Annotated in this window: 18 protein-coding genes; 11 read left to right on the forward strand and 7 right to left on the reverse strand. The window is 59.5% G+C overall.

What is annotated here, in order from left to right; translation table 11 throughout:
* The first annotated feature begins 46 nt into the window (after positions 1-46).
* The 11 genes from Q7U49_RS05650 to Q7U49_RS05700 all read left to right on the forward strand — a co-directional run bounded on the left by Q7U49_RS05650 (position 47) and on the right by Q7U49_RS05700 (position 11,956).
* Entirely contained in the window at positions 47-1,057 is a 1,011-nt protein-coding gene (locus Q7U49_RS05650) for a TRAP transporter substrate-binding protein (protein ID WP_304762999.1), read from the forward strand.
* 59 nt (positions 1,058-1,116) lie between these two features.
* Complete coding sequence (locus Q7U49_RS05655; RefSeq protein ID WP_304763001.1) at positions 1,117-2,316, forward strand: mandelate racemase/muconate lactonizing enzyme family protein; 1,200 nt, start codon at positions 1,117-1,119, stop codon at positions 2,314-2,316.
* Positions 2,317-2,609: 293 nt separating this feature from the next.
* A complete protein-coding gene (locus tag Q7U49_RS05660) occupies positions 2,610-3,641 on the forward strand; it encodes an ABC transporter substrate-binding protein (protein ID WP_304763002.1) in 1,032 nt (343 codons plus the stop codon).
* A gap of 33 nt (positions 3,642-3,674) precedes the next feature.
* Entirely contained in the window at positions 3,675-5,156 is a 1,482-nt protein-coding gene (locus Q7U49_RS05665; protein ID WP_304763004.1) for a sugar ABC transporter ATP-binding protein, read from the forward strand.
* The gene (locus tag Q7U49_RS05670; protein WP_304763006.1) at positions 5,153-6,100 is read left to right on the forward strand and encodes an ABC transporter permease; all 948 of its coding nucleotides are present in this window, start codon (positions 5,153-5,155) and stop codon (positions 6,098-6,100) included. The genes Q7U49_RS05665 and Q7U49_RS05670 overlap by 4 nt, the downstream gene beginning before the upstream one ends.
* Positions 6,097-7,074: an ABC transporter permease gene (locus tag Q7U49_RS05675; RefSeq protein ID WP_304763008.1), complete on the forward strand. Its 978-nt coding sequence runs from the start codon at positions 6,097-6,099 to the stop codon at positions 7,072-7,074. The genes Q7U49_RS05670 and Q7U49_RS05675 overlap by 4 nt, the downstream gene beginning before the upstream one ends.
* A 29-nt stretch (positions 7,075-7,103) precedes the next feature.
* Positions 7,104-8,027: an SMP-30/gluconolactonase/LRE family protein gene (locus tag Q7U49_RS05680; RefSeq protein WP_304763011.1), complete on the forward strand. Its 924-nt coding sequence runs from the start codon at positions 7,104-7,106 to the stop codon at positions 8,025-8,027.
* Positions 8,028-8,056: 29 nt separating this feature from the next.
* Positions 8,057-8,959, forward strand: coding sequence for an NAD(P)-dependent oxidoreductase (locus tag Q7U49_RS05685; RefSeq protein WP_304763013.1), 903 nt, complete (start codon positions 8,057-8,059; stop codon positions 8,957-8,959).
* Positions 8,960-9,089: 130 nt separating this feature from the next.
* Positions 9,090-10,082 (forward strand): TRAP transporter substrate-binding protein, encoded by a 993-nt coding sequence (locus Q7U49_RS05690; protein WP_304763015.1) that lies wholly within the window; start codon positions 9,090-9,092, stop codon positions 10,080-10,082.
* An 82-nt stretch (positions 10,083-10,164) separates the two neighbouring features.
* Positions 10,165-10,665 carry a TRAP transporter small permease gene (locus Q7U49_RS05695; RefSeq protein ID WP_304763017.1) on the forward strand — a complete coding sequence of 167 codons (501 nt, stop codon included), beginning with the start codon at positions 10,165-10,167 and terminating at the stop codon, positions 10,663-10,665.
* Positions 10,652-11,956 (forward strand): TRAP transporter large permease, encoded by a 1,305-nt coding sequence (locus tag Q7U49_RS05700; protein ID WP_304763019.1) that lies wholly within the window; start codon positions 10,652-10,654, stop codon positions 11,954-11,956. The genes Q7U49_RS05695 and Q7U49_RS05700 overlap by 14 nt, the downstream gene beginning before the upstream one ends.
* 45 nt (positions 11,957-12,001) lie before the next feature.
* On the opposite strand, the gene Q7U49_RS05705 is transcribed toward Q7U49_RS05700, so the two are convergent.
* From Q7U49_RS05705 to Q7U49_RS05735, 7 genes are all read right to left on the reverse strand, one after another.
* Positions 12,002-12,769, reverse strand: coding sequence for an SDR family NAD(P)-dependent oxidoreductase (locus tag Q7U49_RS05705; RefSeq protein WP_304763022.1), 768 nt, complete (start codon positions 12,767-12,769; stop codon positions 12,002-12,004).
* Positions 12,770-12,785: 16 nt separating this feature from the next.
* Positions 12,786-13,850, reverse strand: coding sequence for a malate/lactate/ureidoglycolate dehydrogenase (locus tag Q7U49_RS05710; RefSeq protein WP_304763024.1), 1,065 nt, complete (start codon positions 13,848-13,850; stop codon positions 12,786-12,788).
* 4 nt (positions 13,851-13,854) lie between these two features.
* Entirely contained in the window at positions 13,855-15,381 is a 1,527-nt protein-coding gene (locus Q7U49_RS05715) for a UxaA family hydrolase (protein WP_304763027.1), read from the reverse strand.
* A 94-nt stretch (positions 15,382-15,475) separates the two neighbouring features.
* Positions 15,476-16,867, reverse strand: coding sequence for a TRAP transporter large permease (locus Q7U49_RS05720; protein ID WP_304763029.1), 1,392 nt, complete (start codon positions 16,865-16,867; stop codon positions 15,476-15,478).
* A 7-nt stretch (positions 16,868-16,874) separates the two neighbouring features.
* Positions 16,875-17,444, reverse strand: a complete 570-nt coding sequence (locus Q7U49_RS05725) for a TRAP transporter small permease (RefSeq protein WP_304763032.1) — start codon at positions 17,442-17,444, stop codon at positions 16,875-16,877.
* Between the two features lie 81 nt (positions 17,445-17,525).
* Entirely contained in the window at positions 17,526-18,524 is a 999-nt protein-coding gene (locus tag Q7U49_RS05730) for a sialic acid TRAP transporter substrate-binding protein SiaP (protein ID WP_304763035.1), read from the reverse strand.
* Between the two features lie 49 nt (positions 18,525-18,573).
* Complete coding sequence (locus Q7U49_RS05735) at positions 18,574-19,290, reverse strand: FadR/GntR family transcriptional regulator (RefSeq protein ID WP_304763038.1); 717 nt, start codon at positions 19,288-19,290, stop codon at positions 18,574-18,576.
* Between the last annotated feature and the right edge of the window lie 67 nt (positions 19,291-19,357).

The following is a 19,357-nucleotide window of genomic DNA, read 5'->3' on the forward strand; positions in this document are numbered from 1 at the left end:
ACAACTTTTTCCCCAACCCCTGTCGTTCATATAAAAGGAGACAACCATGTTTAAACGCAGAACCATCGCTTCGGCCATCGCCGGTGCCGCCTTGCTGATAGCCACCTCGGCTTTCGCGCAATTCACCGAACGAACCATCAAACTCACCAATGGCGTCAACGAAGATCACCCGGTGGGCGCCGGTGTCAAGAAAATGCAGGAGGTGCTCAACGCAAAGACCGGTGGCAAGATCAAGATCAACGCCTTCTGGGGCGGCGCAGCCGGTGGCGACCTGCCCGCCACCCAGGCACTGCGTGCCGGCACCCAGGAAATGGTCTGCACCTCCAGTTCGCCGCTGGTCGGCATCATCAAGGAACTCGGCGTGTTCGACCTGCCCTTCCTGTTTGCCAATGAAAAAGAGGCTGACGCCGTACTCGACGGCCCAGCTGGCCAGTACTTCAACAAGAAGCTCGAAGCCGCCGGCCTGGTCAACCTGGCCTACTGGGAAAACGGTTTTCGCAACCTGACCAACAGCAAGCGCCCCGTGGCCAAGGTCGAAGACTTTGACGGCGTCAAGGTGCGTGTGATGCAGAACAACATCTTCCTCGACACCTTCAAGACGCTGGGCACCAACGCGGTGCCGATGGCTTTTGGCGAGGTGTTCACGGCACTGGAAACCAAGACCATCGACGGTCAGGAAAACCCGTTCGTGACCATCGACACCTCCAAGTTTTACGAAGTGCAAAAGTACCTGAGCGTGACACGCCACGCCTACACACCGTTCCTGATTCTCTACAGCAAGAAGTTGTGGGACCAGCTCAATCCGCAGGAGCAGGCGGTGTTGCGTGAGGCTGCCATCGAAGGTCAGAAAGTGCAGCGCGCCACCATCCGTGCCCAGAGCGACAAGGCGTTGGCTGGACTCAAGGCCAAGGGCATGCAGGTCAACGAGATCACTGCGGCTGAGCAACGCCGCATGTTCGAGAAGGTCAAGCCGGTGTACGAGAAACACACGGCCAGCATTGGCGCTGAAGCGATCGATGTCGTATTTGGCGAACTGAAGAAAGTTCGCGGCAACTAAGTCAGCTGGCAAAAGGCCGCAAGGGTGCGCCTTTGCGGCCTTTTTTTCTGGAGCCCACATTGAAGATCACAGAAGTTGAAACCATTCGGCTGGGCGAGTTTCCCAACATCATCTGGGTGCGCATCCACACCGACGAAGGCCTGGTGGGACTGGGTGAAACCTTCATGGGGGCGCAGGCTGTGGAGGCCTACATCCACGAATGGGTCGGCCCCAAGCTGCTGGGCAAGGACCCGTTGGCCATCGAGGCGCGCAACAAGGATATCACCGGTTACCTGGGCTGGCGCGGCTCGGGTGTCGAGACGCGCGGCAACTCGGCCGTCGACATTGCCCTGTGGGACATTTTTGGCAAGGCCGCCAACATGCCGGTGCACACGGCACTGGGTGGCAAAAGCCGCGACGCCATCCGCATTTACAACACCTGCGCCGGCTACCAGTATGTGCGCAACACCGTCAACCAGAGCACGGCCAACTGGGGTCTGGGGCAGCATGCGGGACCTTACGAAGACCTGGAAGGTTTCCTGCACCGGGCCGACGAGGTCGCCGAGTCCCTGCTGAGCGAGGGCATCACGGGCATGAAAATCTGGCCGTTTGACCCGGCAGCTGAGAAGAGCGACGGCCAGTACATCAGCAACGAAGATCTGAATACCGCGCTGGAACCCTTTCGCAAGATCCGCGATGCGGTCGGCGACAAGATGGACATCATGGTCGAGTTTCACAGCCTGTGGCGCCTGCCCATGGCGCAAAAAATTGCGCGCGCGCTCAAGCCCTTCAATACCTTCTGGCACGAAGACGCCATCCGCATGGACAGCCTCGACCTGCTCAAACAGTATGCCAAGGACTGCGAGGCGCTGATCTGCGCCAGTGAAACGTTGAGCTACAAATGGGGTTTCAAGGACTACCTGCAGACCGGTGTGGCGGGCGTGGCCATGCTCGATTTGAGCTGGTGCGGTGGCCTGACCGAGGCCCGCAAGATCGCCGCCATGGCGGACGCCTGGCAGCTGCCGGTGGCGCCGCACGACTGCACCGGGCCGGTGGTGTGGGCCGCGTCCACCCATCTGTCGCTGCATGCGCCCAACGCGCTGATCCAGGAAAGCGTGCGCGCTTTCTACAGCGGCTGGTACAAGGAACTGGTTACCGAGTTACCCACCGTCAGCAAGGGCATGATCAGCCTCAACAACAAGCCCGGACTGGGCCTGGAGCTGCTGCCCGATCTGCACAAGCGTGCGGATGCCACGGTGCGGATTTCTGTGCCGAATTAAAACGGTTACCTCATAGGCGCGAAGGACGCGGCAGACACAGGGTTTCTCCCAGTGTTCAAACCAAAGCTGTCATTGGTATGATGATATTTCAATACGATGTATGTCTGCCGGTCTTTGTTTTTCATGGAAAACCCAGTGCCGTCGATCGTTGAAGTGTTGACATTCGTTTGCCTGGGTACGCGCTTGTGCCAACGCTGTACCACTGATGACCGACGCGGTCGTTTGGTTGTCGGACTGGCTTTTTTGAAAAAATACCTGAGGCCGGGCAAACGGATTCAGGATGAGGAGACTACATGAAAAATCGTCAATTTACACTTCGTACAGTGGCTGTCAGCTGCTTTCTCGTTCTCGCTGCCCAAGCACCGACAGCAGCCATTGCGGCCGACACTGCGACCAAGAAAATCGCACTGTCGAACAACTTCGCTGGCAACTCCTGGCGCCAGACCATGCTCAAGAGCTGGGACAAAATCACCAAGGACGCTGTAGCCAAACGCATCGTCGCGCAGGCACCGAGCTTCACAACCGCCGAGAACCAGGCGACGGAACAAGCCGCACAAATTCAGAACATGATTTTGCAGGGCTACGACGCCATCGTCGTCAATGCGGCTTCCCCGACAGCGCTCAATGGCGCGGTAAAAAAGGCCTGTGATGCGGGCATTGTGGTGGTGTCATTTGACGGCATCGTCACCGAACCCTGCGCTTATCGCATCGCGGTGGATTTCAAGAAGCTCGGAGAGATGCAGATCGACTACTTTGCAAGCCGCGGTCTCAAGGGCAACCTGCTGGAGGTGCGTGGTCTGGCGGGCGTGTTTGTCGATGATGAAATTCATCAAGGTATTACCGAGGGCGTGAAAAAGCACCCTGAATTCAAAATCGTCGGTTCGGCTCATGGCAACTGGACCCAGACGGTCGCGCAAAAGGAGGTTTCGGCTATTCTTTCGACCCTGCCCGCCGTCACGGCGGTGGCCACCCAAGGGGGTGACGGCTATGGGGTCGCACAAGCGTTCAAGGCGGCAGGACGGCCCACCCCGGTCATCTTTCTCGGCAATCGCCATGATGAATTGACCTGGTGGAAAGAGCAGCGGGACGCGAGCAAGTACCAGACCATGTCGGCCAGCATTGCGCCAGGAGCCTCAACATTTGCCTTCTGGGTTGCCCAGCAGATCCTGGCAGGCGCCAAAGTCCCCAAGGACATGAAGCTGCCCTTGAGTGTGGTGACCCAGCAGACGCTGGATGAGTCGCTGAAAAATACCGAAGCGGGTGGCGTGGTGAACGTTGAGTATTCGCAAAAAGAAGTGATGAATTTCCTGGCCAAGCTGAAGTGAGTTTTTGTCGGCATTTCTGACAAGAGAAACACAGTGACAAATTCAACTTCTGAAATCCTGTTTGATGTCAGGGATGCCGCCAAAGCATTTGGTGCCGTGCAGGCGCTTCGCGGCGTGGATTTCCAGATCAGGCGCGGTGAATGTATTGGCTTGGTCGGGCACAACGGGGCAGGCAAATCCACCCTGATGAATGTGCTGTCAGGCACTCTGACGCCTGATCGCGGGGAACTGCATTTCACCGGCAGAGCCGGGCGCTCCGACTGGAGTGTGCGCGAGGCGCAACGCCTGGGGGTTCGCTCCGTTTACCAGGAGCTTTCCCTTTGCGCCAATCTCTCGCTGGCCGAGAACATGCGTATTGCCCAGCCGAAGCTCAAAGGCTGGAACTGGCGTGTCAATGCCGGTTCCCAATTGGTGGCCTCGTTGGACCGTATCTTTCCCGGCCATGGCTTGCATGCGGATCAGGTGGTGGCTGATCTGTCCATCGGCAAGCGTCAGTTGGTCGAAATTGCCCGTGCATTCACCCCGGGGGCACTTCCTTTGGAACTGATGATTCTGGACGAGCCCACCTCTTCGCTGGACAGCCATGCGGCAAACCAGCTGCTGGCCTATATCCGTGAGTTCGTGGCAGGTGGAAAAAGCTGCATTCTGATCTCCCACAAACTGCGTGAAATTTTCAATGTGGCAGACCGTGTGGTGGTCATGCGTGACGGTCAGGTGGTCGAGTCCGTGCCCACCGAGCAGACCAGTCGTGACCGGCTGGTCGCCGTCATGGGGCAGGACGAGCAGGCGACCAGCGTTGCCGATGAAACTTCGTCGACAGTCAGGCCGCAGAATGCGACGATGGTCGTCAAAGTTTCAGCCTCCAAGCGAACGCGCATGGAGATCAAAGCAGGTGCGGGTGAAGTGATCGGTCTGGCCGGTTTGGCTGGTCATGGTCAAACCGACCTGCTGTTGCGTTTACAAGCTGTGTCTACCGGTGCGGCTGATGCCACTGTGTGGATAGACGGTGCCACGTCGTTTGTCGCCGGAGACCGGCAGACCGATGGGGTATTTGGCTTATGGTCGATCGCACGCAACATGAGCGTGAGCTGCCTGTCACAGTTCCGGCGCGGTCCGCTGATTGACCTGAAGAAAGAGCGTGATCATGCCGAGCAATGGCGCCAGCGCCTGGGTCTGGTGACGCCGAATCTTGATCTGTCGATCTTTTCCCTGTCCGGCGGCAATCAGCAAAAGGTGCTGTTTGCCAGAGCGCTGGGGTCGACCGCACCCATCATCCTGATGGACGACCCGATGCGTGGCGTCGATGTGGGCACCAAGCACGATGTCTATGTCCTGATTGCCGATGCGGCCCGACAGGGCCGGACCTTTATCTGGTACACCACCGAATTCGATGAGTTGTTCCACTGCGACCGGGTCTATGTCTTCAACAATGGCGAAGTGGTGGGTGAGCTGTCACGGGCCGAACTGAACGAAGAACGGGTTCTGAACATGTCTTTCGAGGAGATGGCTGCATGAACCCTGTTCTTGCGAAGCGAGGGGTGCGCATGCTGGATACCCTGTTGCCTGCGATCGCGTTGACCTTGCTGCTGGCGGCCGTATTCTGGCGGCAGCCGCGCGCGATGTCCTACTTTGGCATCAACCTGCTGCTCGATCTCGCCATTCCCCTGATGTTTGCCACCCTGGCCCAAATGATGATCCTGGCGGTCAGTGATCTGGACCTGTCCATTGGTCCATTCGTCTCGCTGGTCGCCTGCATCGGCGCGACCTTGTTGCCGGCGCAGCCTGCTTGGGCCCTGCTTGCACTCGCCGCAGCCGTTGCCGCTTACGCCCTGGCCGGCGCTGTGATCGAGTCGCGCCGCCTGCCGTCCATCGTCGTCACGCTGGGCCTGTCCTTTGTCTGGCTCGGTTGTGCCGTACTTTTACTGCCAACGCCGGGCGGACTGGCACCGGAATGGCTGAGCAGCGCGATGGCTTACCGCACACCATGGCTGCCCATGCCGATCTGGATGGCGCTGGTCGCCGCCGTGCTGGGACACGTCCTGATCACGCGCAGTGCATTCGGCACCCTAGTGCGCGGATTGGGGGGTAACCCGGCAGCGGTGGCGCGTGTCGGCTGGTCGCTGGTTCGGGTGCGGGCCGGTGTTTATGCCTTGGCCGGGGTGTTCGGCGTGATTGCCGGATTGATGCTGGTGGGACAAACCACCTCGGCCGATCCGAACATTGCATCCCGTTACACGCTGGTGTCCATTGCTGCCGTGATCCTGGGGGGCGGAAAATTTGTCGGCGGCTATGTTTCTCCGGTGGGTGCGGTGATTGGCGCATTGACGATGACGCTGGCCGCCTCCTTTCTGACTTTCCTGGATATCGCGCCGGACTGGCAGGTTGGCATGCAGGGATTGATTCTCATCGTGGTGCTCGGCTTGCGTGCCGCGATTGACCGACTGGAGCGCATCGCTTGAGTACACTGACAAAATCTCTTCCTGGCGTCACCAGCTTGCAGCGCTGGGGCGCGGGTCGTCCCTGGCTCGGCTCCTGTGTGGCCGCCGTGCTGGCTTGGGCTGCCACCGTGTTCGCAGGCCAGGGCCAGGGCTCGGGTGACCTGCTGACGGCGGCACTGACTTTTTCCGCGTTTACCGTGCTGGTTTCTTTGGGGCAGATGCTGGTGATCAGTGTGGGCCCGGGCAACGCCGACCTCTCCATCCCGTCATCCATCGCCTTGTCAGGGGCGGTGGCGATGATCGTGATGAATGGCGACAACACGATGATCGTGCCGGGTATTCTGGCTGCGGTACTGGTGGGTGCAACGGTGGGGGCTTTCAATTTTGGATTGATCCGTGTGCTGAATATCCCGCCGATCATTGCGACGCTTGCCGGGTCGCTGATCGTGATGTCGGTCGCCATCAATATTGGCCGGGGATTGAAAATCAAGCCCCCTCCCCTGTTTTCCGATTTCATGGCCATGCGGCTGCTCGGCGTTCCGCTGCTCGCCATGGTGGCCCTGGTGGTGACCGTCGGGATCGCCGTGATGCTGGAGAGAACCGTGCTGGGCCGGTCTATTGCGGCCGTCGGACAAAACGATCGGGCCGCCCGTCTGGCTGGCCTGAAGGTTGAGGTCACCAGATTTTGGGCCTATGTGATTTGTGCGGGCCTGGCCGGACTGACCGGCGCACTGATTTCCGGATTTGCCGGTGGCAATTCGCTCGACCAGGGGCAGGAGTATCTGCTGCTGACCATTGCCGTGGTCGTCATAGGAGGCACCGCGGTGAGTGGTGGCGCACCCAGCGTTCCCGGCATCTGGGGGGCCGCCATGTTCATGTTCCTGCTGGTGGCCATGCTCAATGCAGCAGGCGCCGGGCCGGGTTTGCGTACCTTGCTGACCGGGCTCATCATCATTGCGGTGATCGTGGCTGCCAGTTCACCCGGAAAACGTTGATCAATTCAACCCTGAAGGAGACCCACGACATGAGCCCATTTGGCACACTGGAGGGCACCGGCTTTGAGGTGCTGGAGCCCGAATTTTCCGGCTGCTTGCTGCACTGCGAGCGCGTCGAGCGTTTGTGGACCGGGGCGCGCTGGTGCGAGGGTCCGGCCTGGTTTGCCGCGCACCGCACGCTGGTCTGGTCGGACATCCCGAACGATCGCATGCTGCGCCTGGACGAACTCAACGGTAGCGTCAGCCTGTTTCGCCAACCGGCGCAACATTCCAATGGCAACACGGTTGACCGCGACGGCCGACTCATCACCTGCGAACATCTGACCCGGCGAGTTGTGCGCACGGAACACAACGGTGAACAAACGGTCCTGGCTGACCGCTGGCAGGGTCGGCGCTTGAATTCGCCCAACGATGTGGTGGTTCATTCTGACGGCGCGGTCTGGTTCACCGATCCGAGTTATGGCATTCTTTCCCACTACGAGGGCCGGCGTTCGGACAGCGAGATTGGCGCCTGCAATGTCTACCGGATTGACCCCGCATCGGGTGCTGTCGACCTGGTTGCCGATGACTTTGTCAAGCCCAATGGCCTGGCTTTTTCTCCGGATGAGTCCATCCTCTATGTGGCCGATACCGGCGCCAGTCATGACCCCGACGGACCACGTCACATTCGCCAGCTCCGGGTCAGTGGTGATGGGCGTCGTCTTGAGGCCTCCAGCGTTTTTGCAGAATGCACCAACGGATTGTTCGACGGCTTCAGGGTGGATCATGAGGGACGACTGTGGGCCAGCGCGGCCGATGGCGTGCACGCTTACGCACCCGACGGCAGGTTGCTGGGCAAGATACGCTTGCCCGAAGTGGTCGCCAATGTCTGCTTTGGCGGGACCAAACGCAACCGCTTGTTCATGTGTGCGACGAGTTCCTTGTACGCGGTCTATCTCAACACCACGGGTTAACGTGGAAATCAACCAGGAGTAATCAAAACATGACACCAAAAATCGGATTCATCGGTATCGGCATGATGGGCCACGGCATGGCCAAAAATTTGCTGGCCAAGGGTTTTGCACTGACCTTCAAGGTCAACCGCAATCGCGACAACCTGGCTGATCTGATCGCAGCCGGCGCGCAAGAGGCCACAACCAACGCCGCCTGTGCGCAAGCGTCTGACATTGTGTTCATCTGCGTCACGGGATCACCTCAGGTGGAACAGATCGTGTATGGCGAGCAGGGCCTGCTCGACTGCGGTCGTGCCGGCTTGATCGTGGTCGACACCTCGACCGCCGAGCCCGCGTCCAGCGCCAAGATTCGCTCTGACCTGGCAGCCAAAGGCATCAAGCTGATCGACGCGCCGCTGGCACGCACGCCCAAGGAAGCCGAGGAAGGCCGGCTCAACATCATGGTCGGGGCTGAGTCCGAAGACTTCAAAACCCTGGAGCCGGTGCTGCGTGCGTTTTGCGAAAACATTTTTCACGTCGGGCCACCGGGCCACGGCCATGTGCTCAAGCTGGTCAACAACATGATGGCCATGAGCTTTGCGGCATCGATCGCCGAGGCCTTTGCCGTCGCAGCCAAAAGCGGCCTGGACCTGAACCGGCTCTATGACGTGGTGTCAGTAGGCGGCGTCAACTGCGGCATTTTCCAGATGATGGCCACCAACACCCTCAAAGCTGGCGACCTGACCGGCTTCAAGTTTGGCATTGCCAACGCACAAAAGGACTTGCGTTATTACACCCACCTGGCCGAAATGCTGCCGGTCTCCAGCTTCATGGGAGAAGCCGCGCATCAAAGCCTGGTTCAGGCCGTCAATGCCGGTTATGGCGACAAGCTGATTGCGTCACTGTTTGAGGCACAGGAAAAACTCAACAACGTCAAGATAGTTCCCCGTTGACAACAGAATTTCAGCTCCGATAGGGTTTCCTCGGGTGTTGAATATTCCAGTTCGTGCCATCATTGATTGGCCTTACCACTAGGCCAATTGAAGTTCACTCTTTTCCACTCAAATTAGAAGGCGGAGCAAAATGAAACGACTTAGTTTTTTGTCCAGTATTGCCATTGCCATTGCTGCCACTGCATTCACGCTGCCAGCAAGCGCCCAGGTGATCACGCTGCACGGCGCGTCGCAGTTCAACGACGACCACCCCTTTACCAAGGGCTTGACGAAGTTCGAGGAACTGGTCAAGAAGTACTACGGTAAACCGGTCAACTTTGTGCTGCACAAGAACAGCGAGCTCGGTCTGGAAAAAGACTATTTCGCCTACATGAACCAGGGCATTTCGGTCGACTACGCGATTGTTTCGCCGGCCCACATGGCAACCTTCGCCAAGGCAGCACCATTCATTGATGCGCCTTTCGTCTTTCGTGACCACGATCAGATGAACAAGGTGATCGCACAGGACATCCTCAAGCCCATTGCTGATGAAATCGCCCAGAAGGCCGATGTGCTGCTGCTGGGTTATGGTGGTGGTGGTACCCGAAATATTTTTGCCAACAAGCCAACACCCACCATGGCCGATCTGAAAGGCCTCAAGATCCGGGTCCAGGGTGCGCCGATCTGGACACGCACTTTCTCTGCCGCCGGCATGGCGTCCACCGTCATTGCCTACAGCGAGATCTACAACGGCATCCAGACCGGCGTGATCCAGGCCGGAGACAACGAAGCTGCCGGGGTGGAACAGATGAAGTTCTACGAAGTGGCGCCCAATCTGATGCTGACCAAACACGCCATCAGCATCCGGCCGATTTGCTTCTCCGGCAAGACCCTGCGCAAGCTGCCAGCTGATCTGCAGGCCGCGATACGCAAGGCGGCAGCCGAGGCTGGCGACTGGGAACGTGAACTCGAGTCGAGCTCGGACACCGCGATTCTTCAGAAGCTCGAAAAAGAAGGCAAGCTCAAGCAGGTGGCTTTCAGCGAACGCGACAAGCTGCGGGCTTCCATGGAACCCGTGCTGGCGACTTACGCCAAAGAAATTGGTGCCGAGGCCATTTACGCCCGCATCAACGCGATCAAATAGTGGCCTCTGCGGTGCGACAAAAGCGCCTGCTGCGTCGCACCGAGCTTGAGCCGTCCATCATCCACCCCTTCACGAATACATGATGCGAACATTCATCGACTGGATTTATCGCAGCCTGCAAGGACTGCTGACGTTTTTGATGGCCATACTGATCCTGCCGGTCACCATGCAGATCGTGGCCCGTTTCACCGACCTTATTCCCAATTACATCTGGACCGAGGAGTTGGCGCGCTTCTGTTTGGTCTGGATCATCATGATTGGCGCCAGTGTCGCCGTGCGCGACGGCACACACTTTGACGTGGATGTGCTGCCGCATCCCAAAACACCCTTCGGCGTGGCCATGAGCCGCATCGTCGTGCACGCCGGGATATTCCTGGTGGCGCTGATCTTTCTCGCCTTCGGCTGGCGGTTTGCGCAGTTTGGCTACGACCAAAGTTCTGAATTAACCGGTATCAACATGATCACCATCCACATTGCCTGGCCGGTCGCGGGACTGACCTGGGTCATTTTTAGCCTGGAGAAGTTTTATGACGACATCCAGCTACTGAAACAATCAAATGGGAGCGCACATGGGGCCGTCTGAAGTTGCAATTATTTTGTTTGGCGTCTTCGCGCTGATGGTCGTCTTGCGTGTGCCGGTCGCCTTCGCGCTGGGGCTGGCCTGCATACCGGTGTTCTTCATTGATGACCGTCTGACGCCATTTCTGTTGCTCAACGAAATGCTCAAGTCCTACAACTCGTTTCTGCTGCTGTCGATCCCGTTTTTCATGCTGGCAGCCAACCTGATGAATGCCGCCGGCATCACCGACAAGCTGATCAATCTGTCGCGCGCCCTGGTCGGCTGGCTGCCTGGCGGACTGGGCCATGTCAGTGTCTTGGTCAGCATGCTGTTCGCCGGTATTTCGGGCTCCAGCACCGCCGAAGCCGCTGGTGTGGGCGGGGTCCTGATTCCGGCCATGAAAAAGCAGGGTTACGACACCCCATTCGCCGTGTCCTTGATTGCCTGCGCGGCGGTGATGGGTGTGATCATTCCGCCCAGCATTCTGATGGTGGTCTGGGGCGGCGTTATTTCGGTCTCGATCGGCGGCTTGTTTCTGGCGGGTGTGTTGCCCGGACTGCTGATGGGTCTGTCCTTCATGCTGGTGGTCTACATCTATGCCAAGCGCCGCAACTACCCGGTGTACCCCAAACCCACAGGAAAGGAACTGCGCTCAGCTGCTGTGAGTGCGATCCTGCCCATCCTGACTCCGGGCATCATTGTGGGTGGCATTGTCGGCGGCTTTTTCACCCCGACCGAGGCATCCGTGGTGGCCGTGCTGTATGCGATGTTCCTGGGGGTGTTCATTTACCGCCGCCTGGGACTCACCCAATTGCGCGAAACTATGTACGACTCCGGGCGCTTTGCCGCCATTTCGCTGTTTTGCATCGGCACGGCATCGGCCTTCGGCTGGCTGCTCGCGTATTTCCGCATCCCGCAACTGTTCGTGGACATGGTGTCTGGTTGGGGTGGCGGCGTCACCAGCGTCGGCTTCCTCACGGCGCTGTGTTTCCTCGTGATTGGCTGCTTCATTGATGCCATTCCGGCGATCATCATCGTGGGCACGATCCTCGCGCCGCTCGCTGCAGATGTCGGCATGCACCCGATTCACTTCGCCATCATCGGCGTCATCTCGATCGCCTACGGGCTGGTCACACCACCCTACGGGCTTTGTCTGATGATTGCCTGTACCGTGGGCGGCATCAAGATCAAGGAAGCCGTCAGGGACACGCTGATACTCTTCATTCCGATGGTGGCGGTACTGGTCTTCGTGATCCTTGTGCCGGAAGCCCTGCTGTGGTTGCCGCGCACCCTCATGCCGACCCTGATCAAATAAGGCGTTCAAGCGCTGCCCCAAGCTTGGGCAGCGCTTTTTTATCTGTCAGGCTTGGGAGGAATATCCGCCATCCACCGGAATGGCGGTGCCGGTCACAAAATCAGAAGCGCGGCTGGCCAAGAAGATGGCAATGCCGGCAAAGTCGTCAGGGTCGCCCCAACGCGCCGCCGGTGTACGGGCAAGCACGCGTTCATGCAGACCCGGCAAGTCCTTGCGCGCTTGGCGGGTGAGGTCAGTGTCTATCCAGCCTGGCAGGATGGCATTGACCTGGATGTTGTCCTTGGCCCAGGCCGAAGCGAGCGCCTTGCTGAGCTGCACGATCGCGCCCTTGCTGGCACTGTAGGGTGCGGCGAAGCCCGCACCAAAGATGGAGGTCATTGAACCCGTGTTGATGATCTTGCCACCGCCGGCCTTGACCAGTGCTGGATATGCCGCCTGACTGCAGACAAAAGCGCTGGTGAGGTTGGTGTCGAGAATGGTTTTCCATTCTTCGAGGCTGTAGTCCTGCGGTGGCTTGCGAATGTTGGTGCCGGCGTTGTTGACCAGGATGTCGAGCCGCCCGAAGCGCGCCAACGTCGCCTGGACCAGGGCATGACAGGCATCGGGCTGCGTGACATCGGTTTCCACCACCAGCACCTGCGCGCCAAGGTCTTGCAGAAGCTGTTCGGCCGCCGCATTCTTTTGGGTGTTGCGTCCGGCAATCACGATCATGGCACCGGCCGCCGCCATGCCTTTGGCCATGCCCAGACCGATGCCGCTGTTGCCGCCAGTCACGATGGCCACGCGGCCCTCCAAGCTCAGAAGTCCCGCCATATCTTGCTCCCGGAATTTAATTGGACAAAGTGACGCCGACCTTGTGGCCGGCGGAAACAATCTCTTGCCAGGTCTGGGCGTCCACCGCGATGCCCTCCTGCTCGCGCTGCTTGCGATAGCTCCGCTCCGGGTCGCCGGCCAGTTGCACCGCGTCAAAGCCGGGTGCCACCGGCCCGGCTTGGAGCCAATCGGTAAAGGCCAGGGCTTCCTGATCAAAAGTGGCCTGGGTGCCGAGCCTGGCCGGGTCGATCAAAATAGTCAGCATGCCGTTGAAAACAGCGCGCACCGCCGGGTCGGTGGGCTGATGCCAGGTGCCGCTGCCGGTCAGGGCACCGCCCAGCAGCTCGCAGGCCACCGCCAGACCATAACCCTTGTATTCGCCAAAAGCCATCAGCGCCCCGAACAAGCCGTTGCTCTGGGGCACCACCACCACGCCAGGGTCGGTGGTGGGATGGCCGTGTTCGTCGATCAGGGTGCCAGGCTCGACGCGCCGGCCTTCGTTGTGCGCCACACGCATCTTTCCCTGCGCCACGCGGCTGGTGGCAAAGTCCAGCACAAAGGGTTCGCGCCCTCTCAAAGGCACACCAATGCAGCAGGGGTTGGTGCCAAAGCGCCCGTCAGCGCCGCCAAACGGGGCCACCACGGGGCGCGACAACACATTGACAAAATGCAACGCAACCAGACCTTGAGCGACCGCCATTTCGGCAAAGTGTCCGATGCGACCCAAGTGGTGCGCATGGGACAGCGTCATGATGCAACTGCCATGCGCCTGGGCGCGGCTGATGCCGAGCGCCATGGCTTCTTCGCCCACAATCTGACCGTAGCCGCGCTGACCGTCCAGGGTCAGCAGTGTGCCGGTGTCCAGCACCACCCGCAGGCTGGTATTGGGCTGCAGGCCGCCTTCGAGCACGGCATCCACATAACGCGGCAGCATGCCCACGCCATGCGAATCGTGGCCACTCAAGTTGGCCAGCACCAGATTGGCGGCCACCCTTGCGGCCTCTTCGGGCGAACTGCCGGCCCCGACCAACACAGCAGCCACTTGCGCCTGCAAGTCTGGGGCGTAAAGTATTTTTTTCATCAATTTACATCACTGCGCCAACTTGCCAGGGAACAAATTCGCTTTGGCCGTAGCCATGCCGCTCACTTTTGCTTTTGACCCCTGAAGCAGTGGCCAAAACCAGTTCAAAAATACGCTGGCCCATTTCGGCAATGGTGCTGCTGCCGTCGATGATCTCGCCGCAATTCAGGTCAATGTCATCTTCCTGCTTGCGCCACAGCGCCGAGTTGGTCGAGAACTTGAGCGACGGTGACGGCGCGCAGCCGTAAGCAGAACCGCGCCCGGTGGTAAAACAAATCAGGTTGGCACCGCCAGCGACCTGCCCGGTTGCGCTGACCGGGTCGTAGCCCGGGGTGTCCATGTAGACAAAGCCATGCGCAGTCACGGGCTCGGCATATTCGTACACCGCCTGCAGGTTGCTGGTGCCGCCCTTGGCCACCGCACCCAGGGATTTCTCCAGGATGGTGGTCAAGCCGCCGGCCTTGTTGCCCGGCGACGGGTTGTTGTTCATCTCGCCGCTGTTGATGCGGGTGTAGTGCTCCCACCACTTGATGCGCTCGATCAGTTTCTCACCCACGTCGCGGGTCACGGCGCGGCGCGTCAGCAGGTGTTCGGCACCATAAATTTCGGGGGTTTCGCTCAGGATGGCCGAGCCGCCGTGCGCCACCAGCAAGTCCACCGCCGCGCCCAGCGCCGGGTTGGCGCTGATGCCGGAGTAGCCGTCGGAGCCGCCGCATTGCAGGCCGATGGTGATGTGGGCGGCACTGCAGGGTTCGCGCTGTACCGCATTGGCCTGGGGCAGCATGTCCTGGATCAGCGCGATGCCTTTGGCGACCGTTTTGGACGTGCCGCCGGTGTCCTGAATGCTGAAGGTGCGCAAGGTGTCGCCTTCGCGCAGGCGGCCAGTGGCCAGCCAGGCATTGATCTGGTTGGACTCGCAGCCCAGGCCCACCACGAGCACGGCGGCGAAATTGGCATGGGTGGCGTAACCGGTCAGCGTGCGCTGCAAAATCTGCAGCCCCAGGCCGTCGCTGTCCATGCCGCAGCCGGTGCCGTGGGTCAGTGCCACCACGCCATCGACATTGGGAAAATCGGCCAGCGCGGCCGGATTGTTCTGGCGCGAAAAATGGTCGGCAATGGCGCGCGCTGCGGTGGCCGAACAGTTCACGCTGGACAGAACACCAATGTAGTTGCGCGTGGCCACGCGGCCGTCGGCACGCTTGATGCCCATGAACGTGGCTTCACGCCGCAGCGGCGCCGGCTTGACATCAGCGCCAAAGGCATAGTCACGGGCAAAGTCGCCCTTGTTCGGACCCATGTCCAGGTTGTGCGTGTGCACATGTTCACCCGCAGCAATGGGCTTGCTGGCAAAACCGATGACCTGGTTGTAGCGCCGCACCGGCGCACCAGCCGCAAGGGCATGGACTGCAATTTTGTGGCCGGCCGGGATCAGGCCCTTGATGGCGATGCCTTCAGCCACAGTACCGCTGACCAATTGGGTGCGGGCAATCAGGACATCGTCCTGGGGGTGGAGTCGGATGGTGGGATTCATGAAAAAGTCTCCTGGTCCGCTTCGTCTGGACTCGTCGAAGCCGCACTCAAAGCTGTGGCGCGTGCTTCAACAGGTTCAGGGTAAACGGTGGGTGTCAATAAAACATTCTGGGCAGCCACATGAACAGCCCGGGAAAATAGGTGATGATGGCCAGGCTGAGGAGCAGCGGCACGAACCATGGCAGGATGGCCACCGTCGTGCGCTCGACACTCATGCCGGTGATGCGGGCCATGATGAATAACACCAGGCCAACCGGTGGCGTCAGCAGTCCGATCATCAGGTTCAGCACCATGACCAAACCGAAGTGGATGGGGTCGATGCCGAGTTGCTGTGCAATGGGCAGCAAGATAGGAACCAGAATGGTGATGGCCGCGGTGGGTTCCAGAAAGCAGCCGACAAACAGCATCAGCAGGTTGGCCAGCAAGAAGAATGTCCAGGCTTCATGGGTGAAGCCCAACACCCACGCTGCAATGGCTGCGGTCACGCCAGTGGCTGTGAGCATCCAGGCAAAAATGGATGAAGCCGCCACAATGAAGAGCACGGTGGCCGTGGTTTCCACTGTCTCAAGACACACCTTGGTGAAGACCTTGAAAGACAAGGTGCGGTACCAGAAGAAACCCAGCACCATCGCCCACAGGCACGCTGCAATGGCACCTTCTGTAGGCGTGAAAAGGCCAGTCGTCATGCCACCCACCAGCAGTACCGGGGTCATGATGGGCAATACGGCATGGAAGCGGAAAATACGGTCGGCCACGAACAGCAAAATCAAGCCGGCAAAAACCGTGATGCGGGGCGGGGCACCGGCCTGAACCAGCAGCCAGATGGCAATCGGCCAACCGATGACAACGGCAAATTCGGAAATAGCCTTGCCGAAGCGGCCGGCGTGGAACTTGACGTCGCCGCCCCAGCCGTTGCGCCAGGCGAAAAAGCTCACTGCAGCCATCATCATCAGCGCCAGCAGCAGACCGGGGACGATACCCGCCAGAAACAGGCTGCCCACCGACACATTGGCCAGCATCGCGTAAATCACAAACGGCAAACTGGGGGGAATGATGGGCCCCAGCGTGGCCGATGCCGCCGTCACGCCGGCGGCGAATTCACTGGAATAGCCCTGCTCCTTCATGGCCTTGATCTCGATGGTGCCGAGACCGGCAGCATCGGCGATGGCGGTGCCGCTCATGCCGGAAAAGATCACCGAGGCCATGATGTTCACATGACCCAGGCCACCCTTGAGCCAGCCCACCAGCGCCAGTGCCAAACTGAAGATGCGGTTGGTGATGCCGGCGTTGTTCATCAGGTTGCCCGCCAGAATGAAGAACGGCACCGCCAGCAGAGGAAAACTGTCGATGCCGCTGATCATGCGGTGAATCACGACGAAGGCCGGCACGCTGCCAGTCCAAAGCGCGTAGATGATGACCGAGCCCGCCATCGCAATGGCGACCGGCAGGCCGCCGCTCATCAGGAATAAGAAAATGATTTTCAGCATGGTACGTTCAGCGGTCGTGTAAGGTGGTTTCTGGCCGCTCCAGCACGCTGTAGCCGCGGCGGCGGTGGATGAGCAGCACTTGTATCGAGCGCCAAGTCATGGCGATGAAGCCGAGCAGACAAACGCCATAGATCACGTTCATCGGCAGGTCAACCATGGTCATTCGCGTGCTGTTGCCAAGCCGGTACATCATCATGCAGGTAAGCACCACGGCGACAGCGAAAAACAGCGTGCGCAGAACATCGACAGCCACGGACAGCCAGCGACCCACCACTTTGGGCAGGAATCGGTAAATAAAATCAACATGAATGTGGGTGTTGCGGGCCACCCCAATGGAGGCACCGATGAAGACCACGCCAATCAAGAGGAAACGGGCGATTTCCTCGGTCCAGGCCGCCGAATTGTTGAGCGCATAACGCGTGAAAAACTGGTAGAACACCGTCGCGCCCAGAACCCAGAAGATGCCCAGCGCCACCCAGCCTTCCAGCGTGGTGTCAGACAGATCCACCGGTTCGTCGTGCGCGTGAAATTCACCGTCCGCGCTGATCACGCGTTCGTTATCGTCGCTTGAAGGCATGAAAAATCCGTTCTATGAGAGGGTCCGGACAAACGCGCCATACGCTGGACAACCAGTTCATGGCGCGCTTGTCGCACAGGCTTATTTGATGGCGATGATGCGGTCGTAATCGATTTGGCGGTAGCCGTAGTCGGTCGGCTTGGCATTTTTCAGCACAGCCTCGCGGAAGGCAGTTTTATCCACCGTGATCACGTTGACACCCTTCTGCTTGAACTCCTCGGCGAGCCGGGTTTCCGAAGCGATGATTTCACGCCCGGCTTTCTCGGCGGCATCCTGCATCACTTCGCTGAAGATCTTCTTGTCGGCCTCCGACAGCTTGCTCCAGAGTGACCCCCCCACAATGGTCAGCAGTGAGTCGACGATGTGTCCGGTCAGAGAAATGTTCTTTTGCACTTCAAAGAACTTTTTCGCCAGGATGGTGGGCAGCGGGTTCTCTTGTGCGTCCACAGTGCCGTTCTGCAGGGCCAGATAGACCTCGGCAAAGGCAATCGGTGTGGCGTTGGCACCCAGGGATTTCGGGAACGCAAGGTAAGCCGGGGCGTCAGGCACGCGAATTTTGAGGTCCTTCATGTCGGCCGGGGTGCGCACCGGCTTGTTTGACGTGACGTGGCGCGCGCCATAGTAAGTGAGCGCCGTGATGTGGTTGCCGCTCTTGGCGTCGTAGTCTCTCGCCAGTTCCTTGAACACATCGCTCTTGGCATATTTGAGCTGGTGCTCGGCGTCGCGGAAGATGAACGGAAAGTAAGTCACCGCCAGGGGTTTGTAGGTATTACCCGCAAAGCTTGAGCCGCTCAGGATGATGTCCACCGTGCCCAGGGTCAGGCCCTGGTTGATGTCGCTTTCCTTGCCCAGCGACGAAGCCGGGAAGACCTGCACTTCGTATCGGCCATTGGTTCGCTTCTTGATCTCGTCACCAGCCCAGACCGACCACCGGTGGAACGGCTCGGAGGTCTCGTAGACGTGGGCCCATTTGAGTTTGGTCTGCGCGCTGGCAATGCCAAAGGTGCCCAGGGCACCGGTGAGCAAGGTCGCGGCGGCCAGGGTTTTGAGCGCCAGTTTGGTTAGTTCACGTTTCTTCATGATGTCTCCTCGGTTGGTGGTTTGAAGTAAATAAATTTTATGATGGGCGTCAAACAGGCTTGGCGCGACTCCAGCTGGCGCTGTATCGCTTGTGGGCATTTTTCAGGTGCCGGTTCATGGCGCTGCGGGAAGCCACCGCGCTGCGTGACTTGATCGCCTTGAGAACCGCTGCGTGCTCGGCGAGGGCAGCATCCCAGGAGACGTCGTCTTCGAAGTAGTCACCCAGGCGCTCGAACAAGATGCCGTGGCGTGCCTGCCAATAACCGCGCACCGTGTCGCGCAGCACCTCATTGCCGCAGGCCTGGGCGATGGCGTTGTGAAAAGCCTCGTCGCCCTCGCGCGGAACCTGGCCCTGTGCTACTTCGTTGCGCATTTGCTGCAGCGCGTCGTCCATCACTTGCAGGTCTGACTTTCGGGCGTTGCGTGCCGCGAGTGCGGCGACTTCGCTTTCTACCAGTTCGCGCGCGCGCATGAGCTCCAGCGGGCCCCACTCGGCAAGCTGGTTGCCGTTCTTGGGGGCAGCCCGGCGTTGCCTGGGCTTGAGCACGTAAATACCGGAGCCACCACGCACCTCGACCACTTTTTCAACTTCCAGTGCGATCAAGGCTTCGCGCACCGACGGGCGACTCACGCACAGTTGCTTGGCAAGTTCGCGCTCGGCCGGCAACCGCGAACCGAAGGGGAACTCGCCGCTGACGATCAAGGAGCGCAATTGCTCTGCGATCTGGCGGTACAAGCGTTGCGGTTCGATGGTTTTAATCGGCATCCTGGGCGATCTTGGTGACGTATGAGCTTAGGTTAAATTCATTAATTGGTAAGGCCAATTGATGTTC

The sequence above is a fragment of the Rhodoferax sp. genome, from assembly GCF_030653815.1.
In the GTDB taxonomy this organism is placed as follows: domain Bacteria; phylum Pseudomonadota; class Gammaproteobacteria; order Burkholderiales; family Burkholderiaceae_C; genus Rhodoferax.

Bases quoted from the DNA above. Each gene is read 5' to 3' on its own strand.
- Q7U49_RS05670 (WP_304763006.1), top strand. From the start codon at position 5,153: ATGAACCCTGTTCTTGCGAAGCGAGGGGTGCGCATGCTGGATACCCTG.
- Q7U49_RS05715 (WP_304763027.1), bottom strand. From the start codon at position 15,381: ATGAATCCCACCATCCGACTCCACCCCCAGGACGATGTCCTGATTGCC.
- Q7U49_RS05735 (WP_304763038.1), bottom strand. From the start codon at position 19,290: ATGCCGATTAAAACCATCGAACCGCAACGCTTGTACCGCCAGATCGCA.
- Q7U49_RS05685 (WP_304763013.1), top strand. From the start codon at position 8,057: ATGACACCAAAAATCGGATTCATCGGTATCGGCATGATGGGCCACGGC.
- Q7U49_RS05650 (WP_304762999.1), top strand. From the start codon at position 47: ATGTTTAAACGCAGAACCATCGCTTCGGCCATCGCCGGTGCCGCCTTG.
- Q7U49_RS05710 (WP_304763024.1), bottom strand. From the start codon at position 13,850: ATGAAAAAAATACTTTACGCCCCAGACTTGCAGGCGCAAGTGGCTGCT.
- Q7U49_RS05725 (WP_304763032.1), bottom strand. From the start codon at position 17,444: ATGCCTTCAAGCGACGATAACGAACGCGTGATCAGCGCGGACGGTGAA.
- Q7U49_RS05700 (WP_304763019.1), top strand. From the start codon at position 10,652: ATGGGGCCGTCTGAAGTTGCAATTATTTTGTTTGGCGTCTTCGCGCTG.
- Q7U49_RS05720 (WP_304763029.1), bottom strand. From the start codon at position 16,867: ATGCTGAAAATCATTTTCTTATTCCTGATGAGCGGCGGCCTGCCGGTC.
- Q7U49_RS05730 (WP_304763035.1), bottom strand. From the start codon at position 18,524: ATGAAGAAACGTGAACTAACCAAACTGGCGCTCAAAACCCTGGCCGCC.
- Q7U49_RS05695 (WP_304763017.1), top strand. From the start codon at position 10,165: ATGCGAACATTCATCGACTGGATTTATCGCAGCCTGCAAGGACTGCTG.
- Q7U49_RS05660 (WP_304763002.1), top strand. From the start codon at position 2,610: ATGAAAAATCGTCAATTTACACTTCGTACAGTGGCTGTCAGCTGCTTT.
- Q7U49_RS05690 (WP_304763015.1), top strand. From the start codon at position 9,090: ATGAAACGACTTAGTTTTTTGTCCAGTATTGCCATTGCCATTGCTGCC.
- Q7U49_RS05705 (WP_304763022.1), bottom strand. From the start codon at position 12,769: ATGGCGGGACTTCTGAGCTTGGAGGGCCGCGTGGCCATCGTGACTGGC.
- Q7U49_RS05680 (WP_304763011.1), top strand. From the start codon at position 7,104: ATGAGCCCATTTGGCACACTGGAGGGCACCGGCTTTGAGGTGCTGGAG.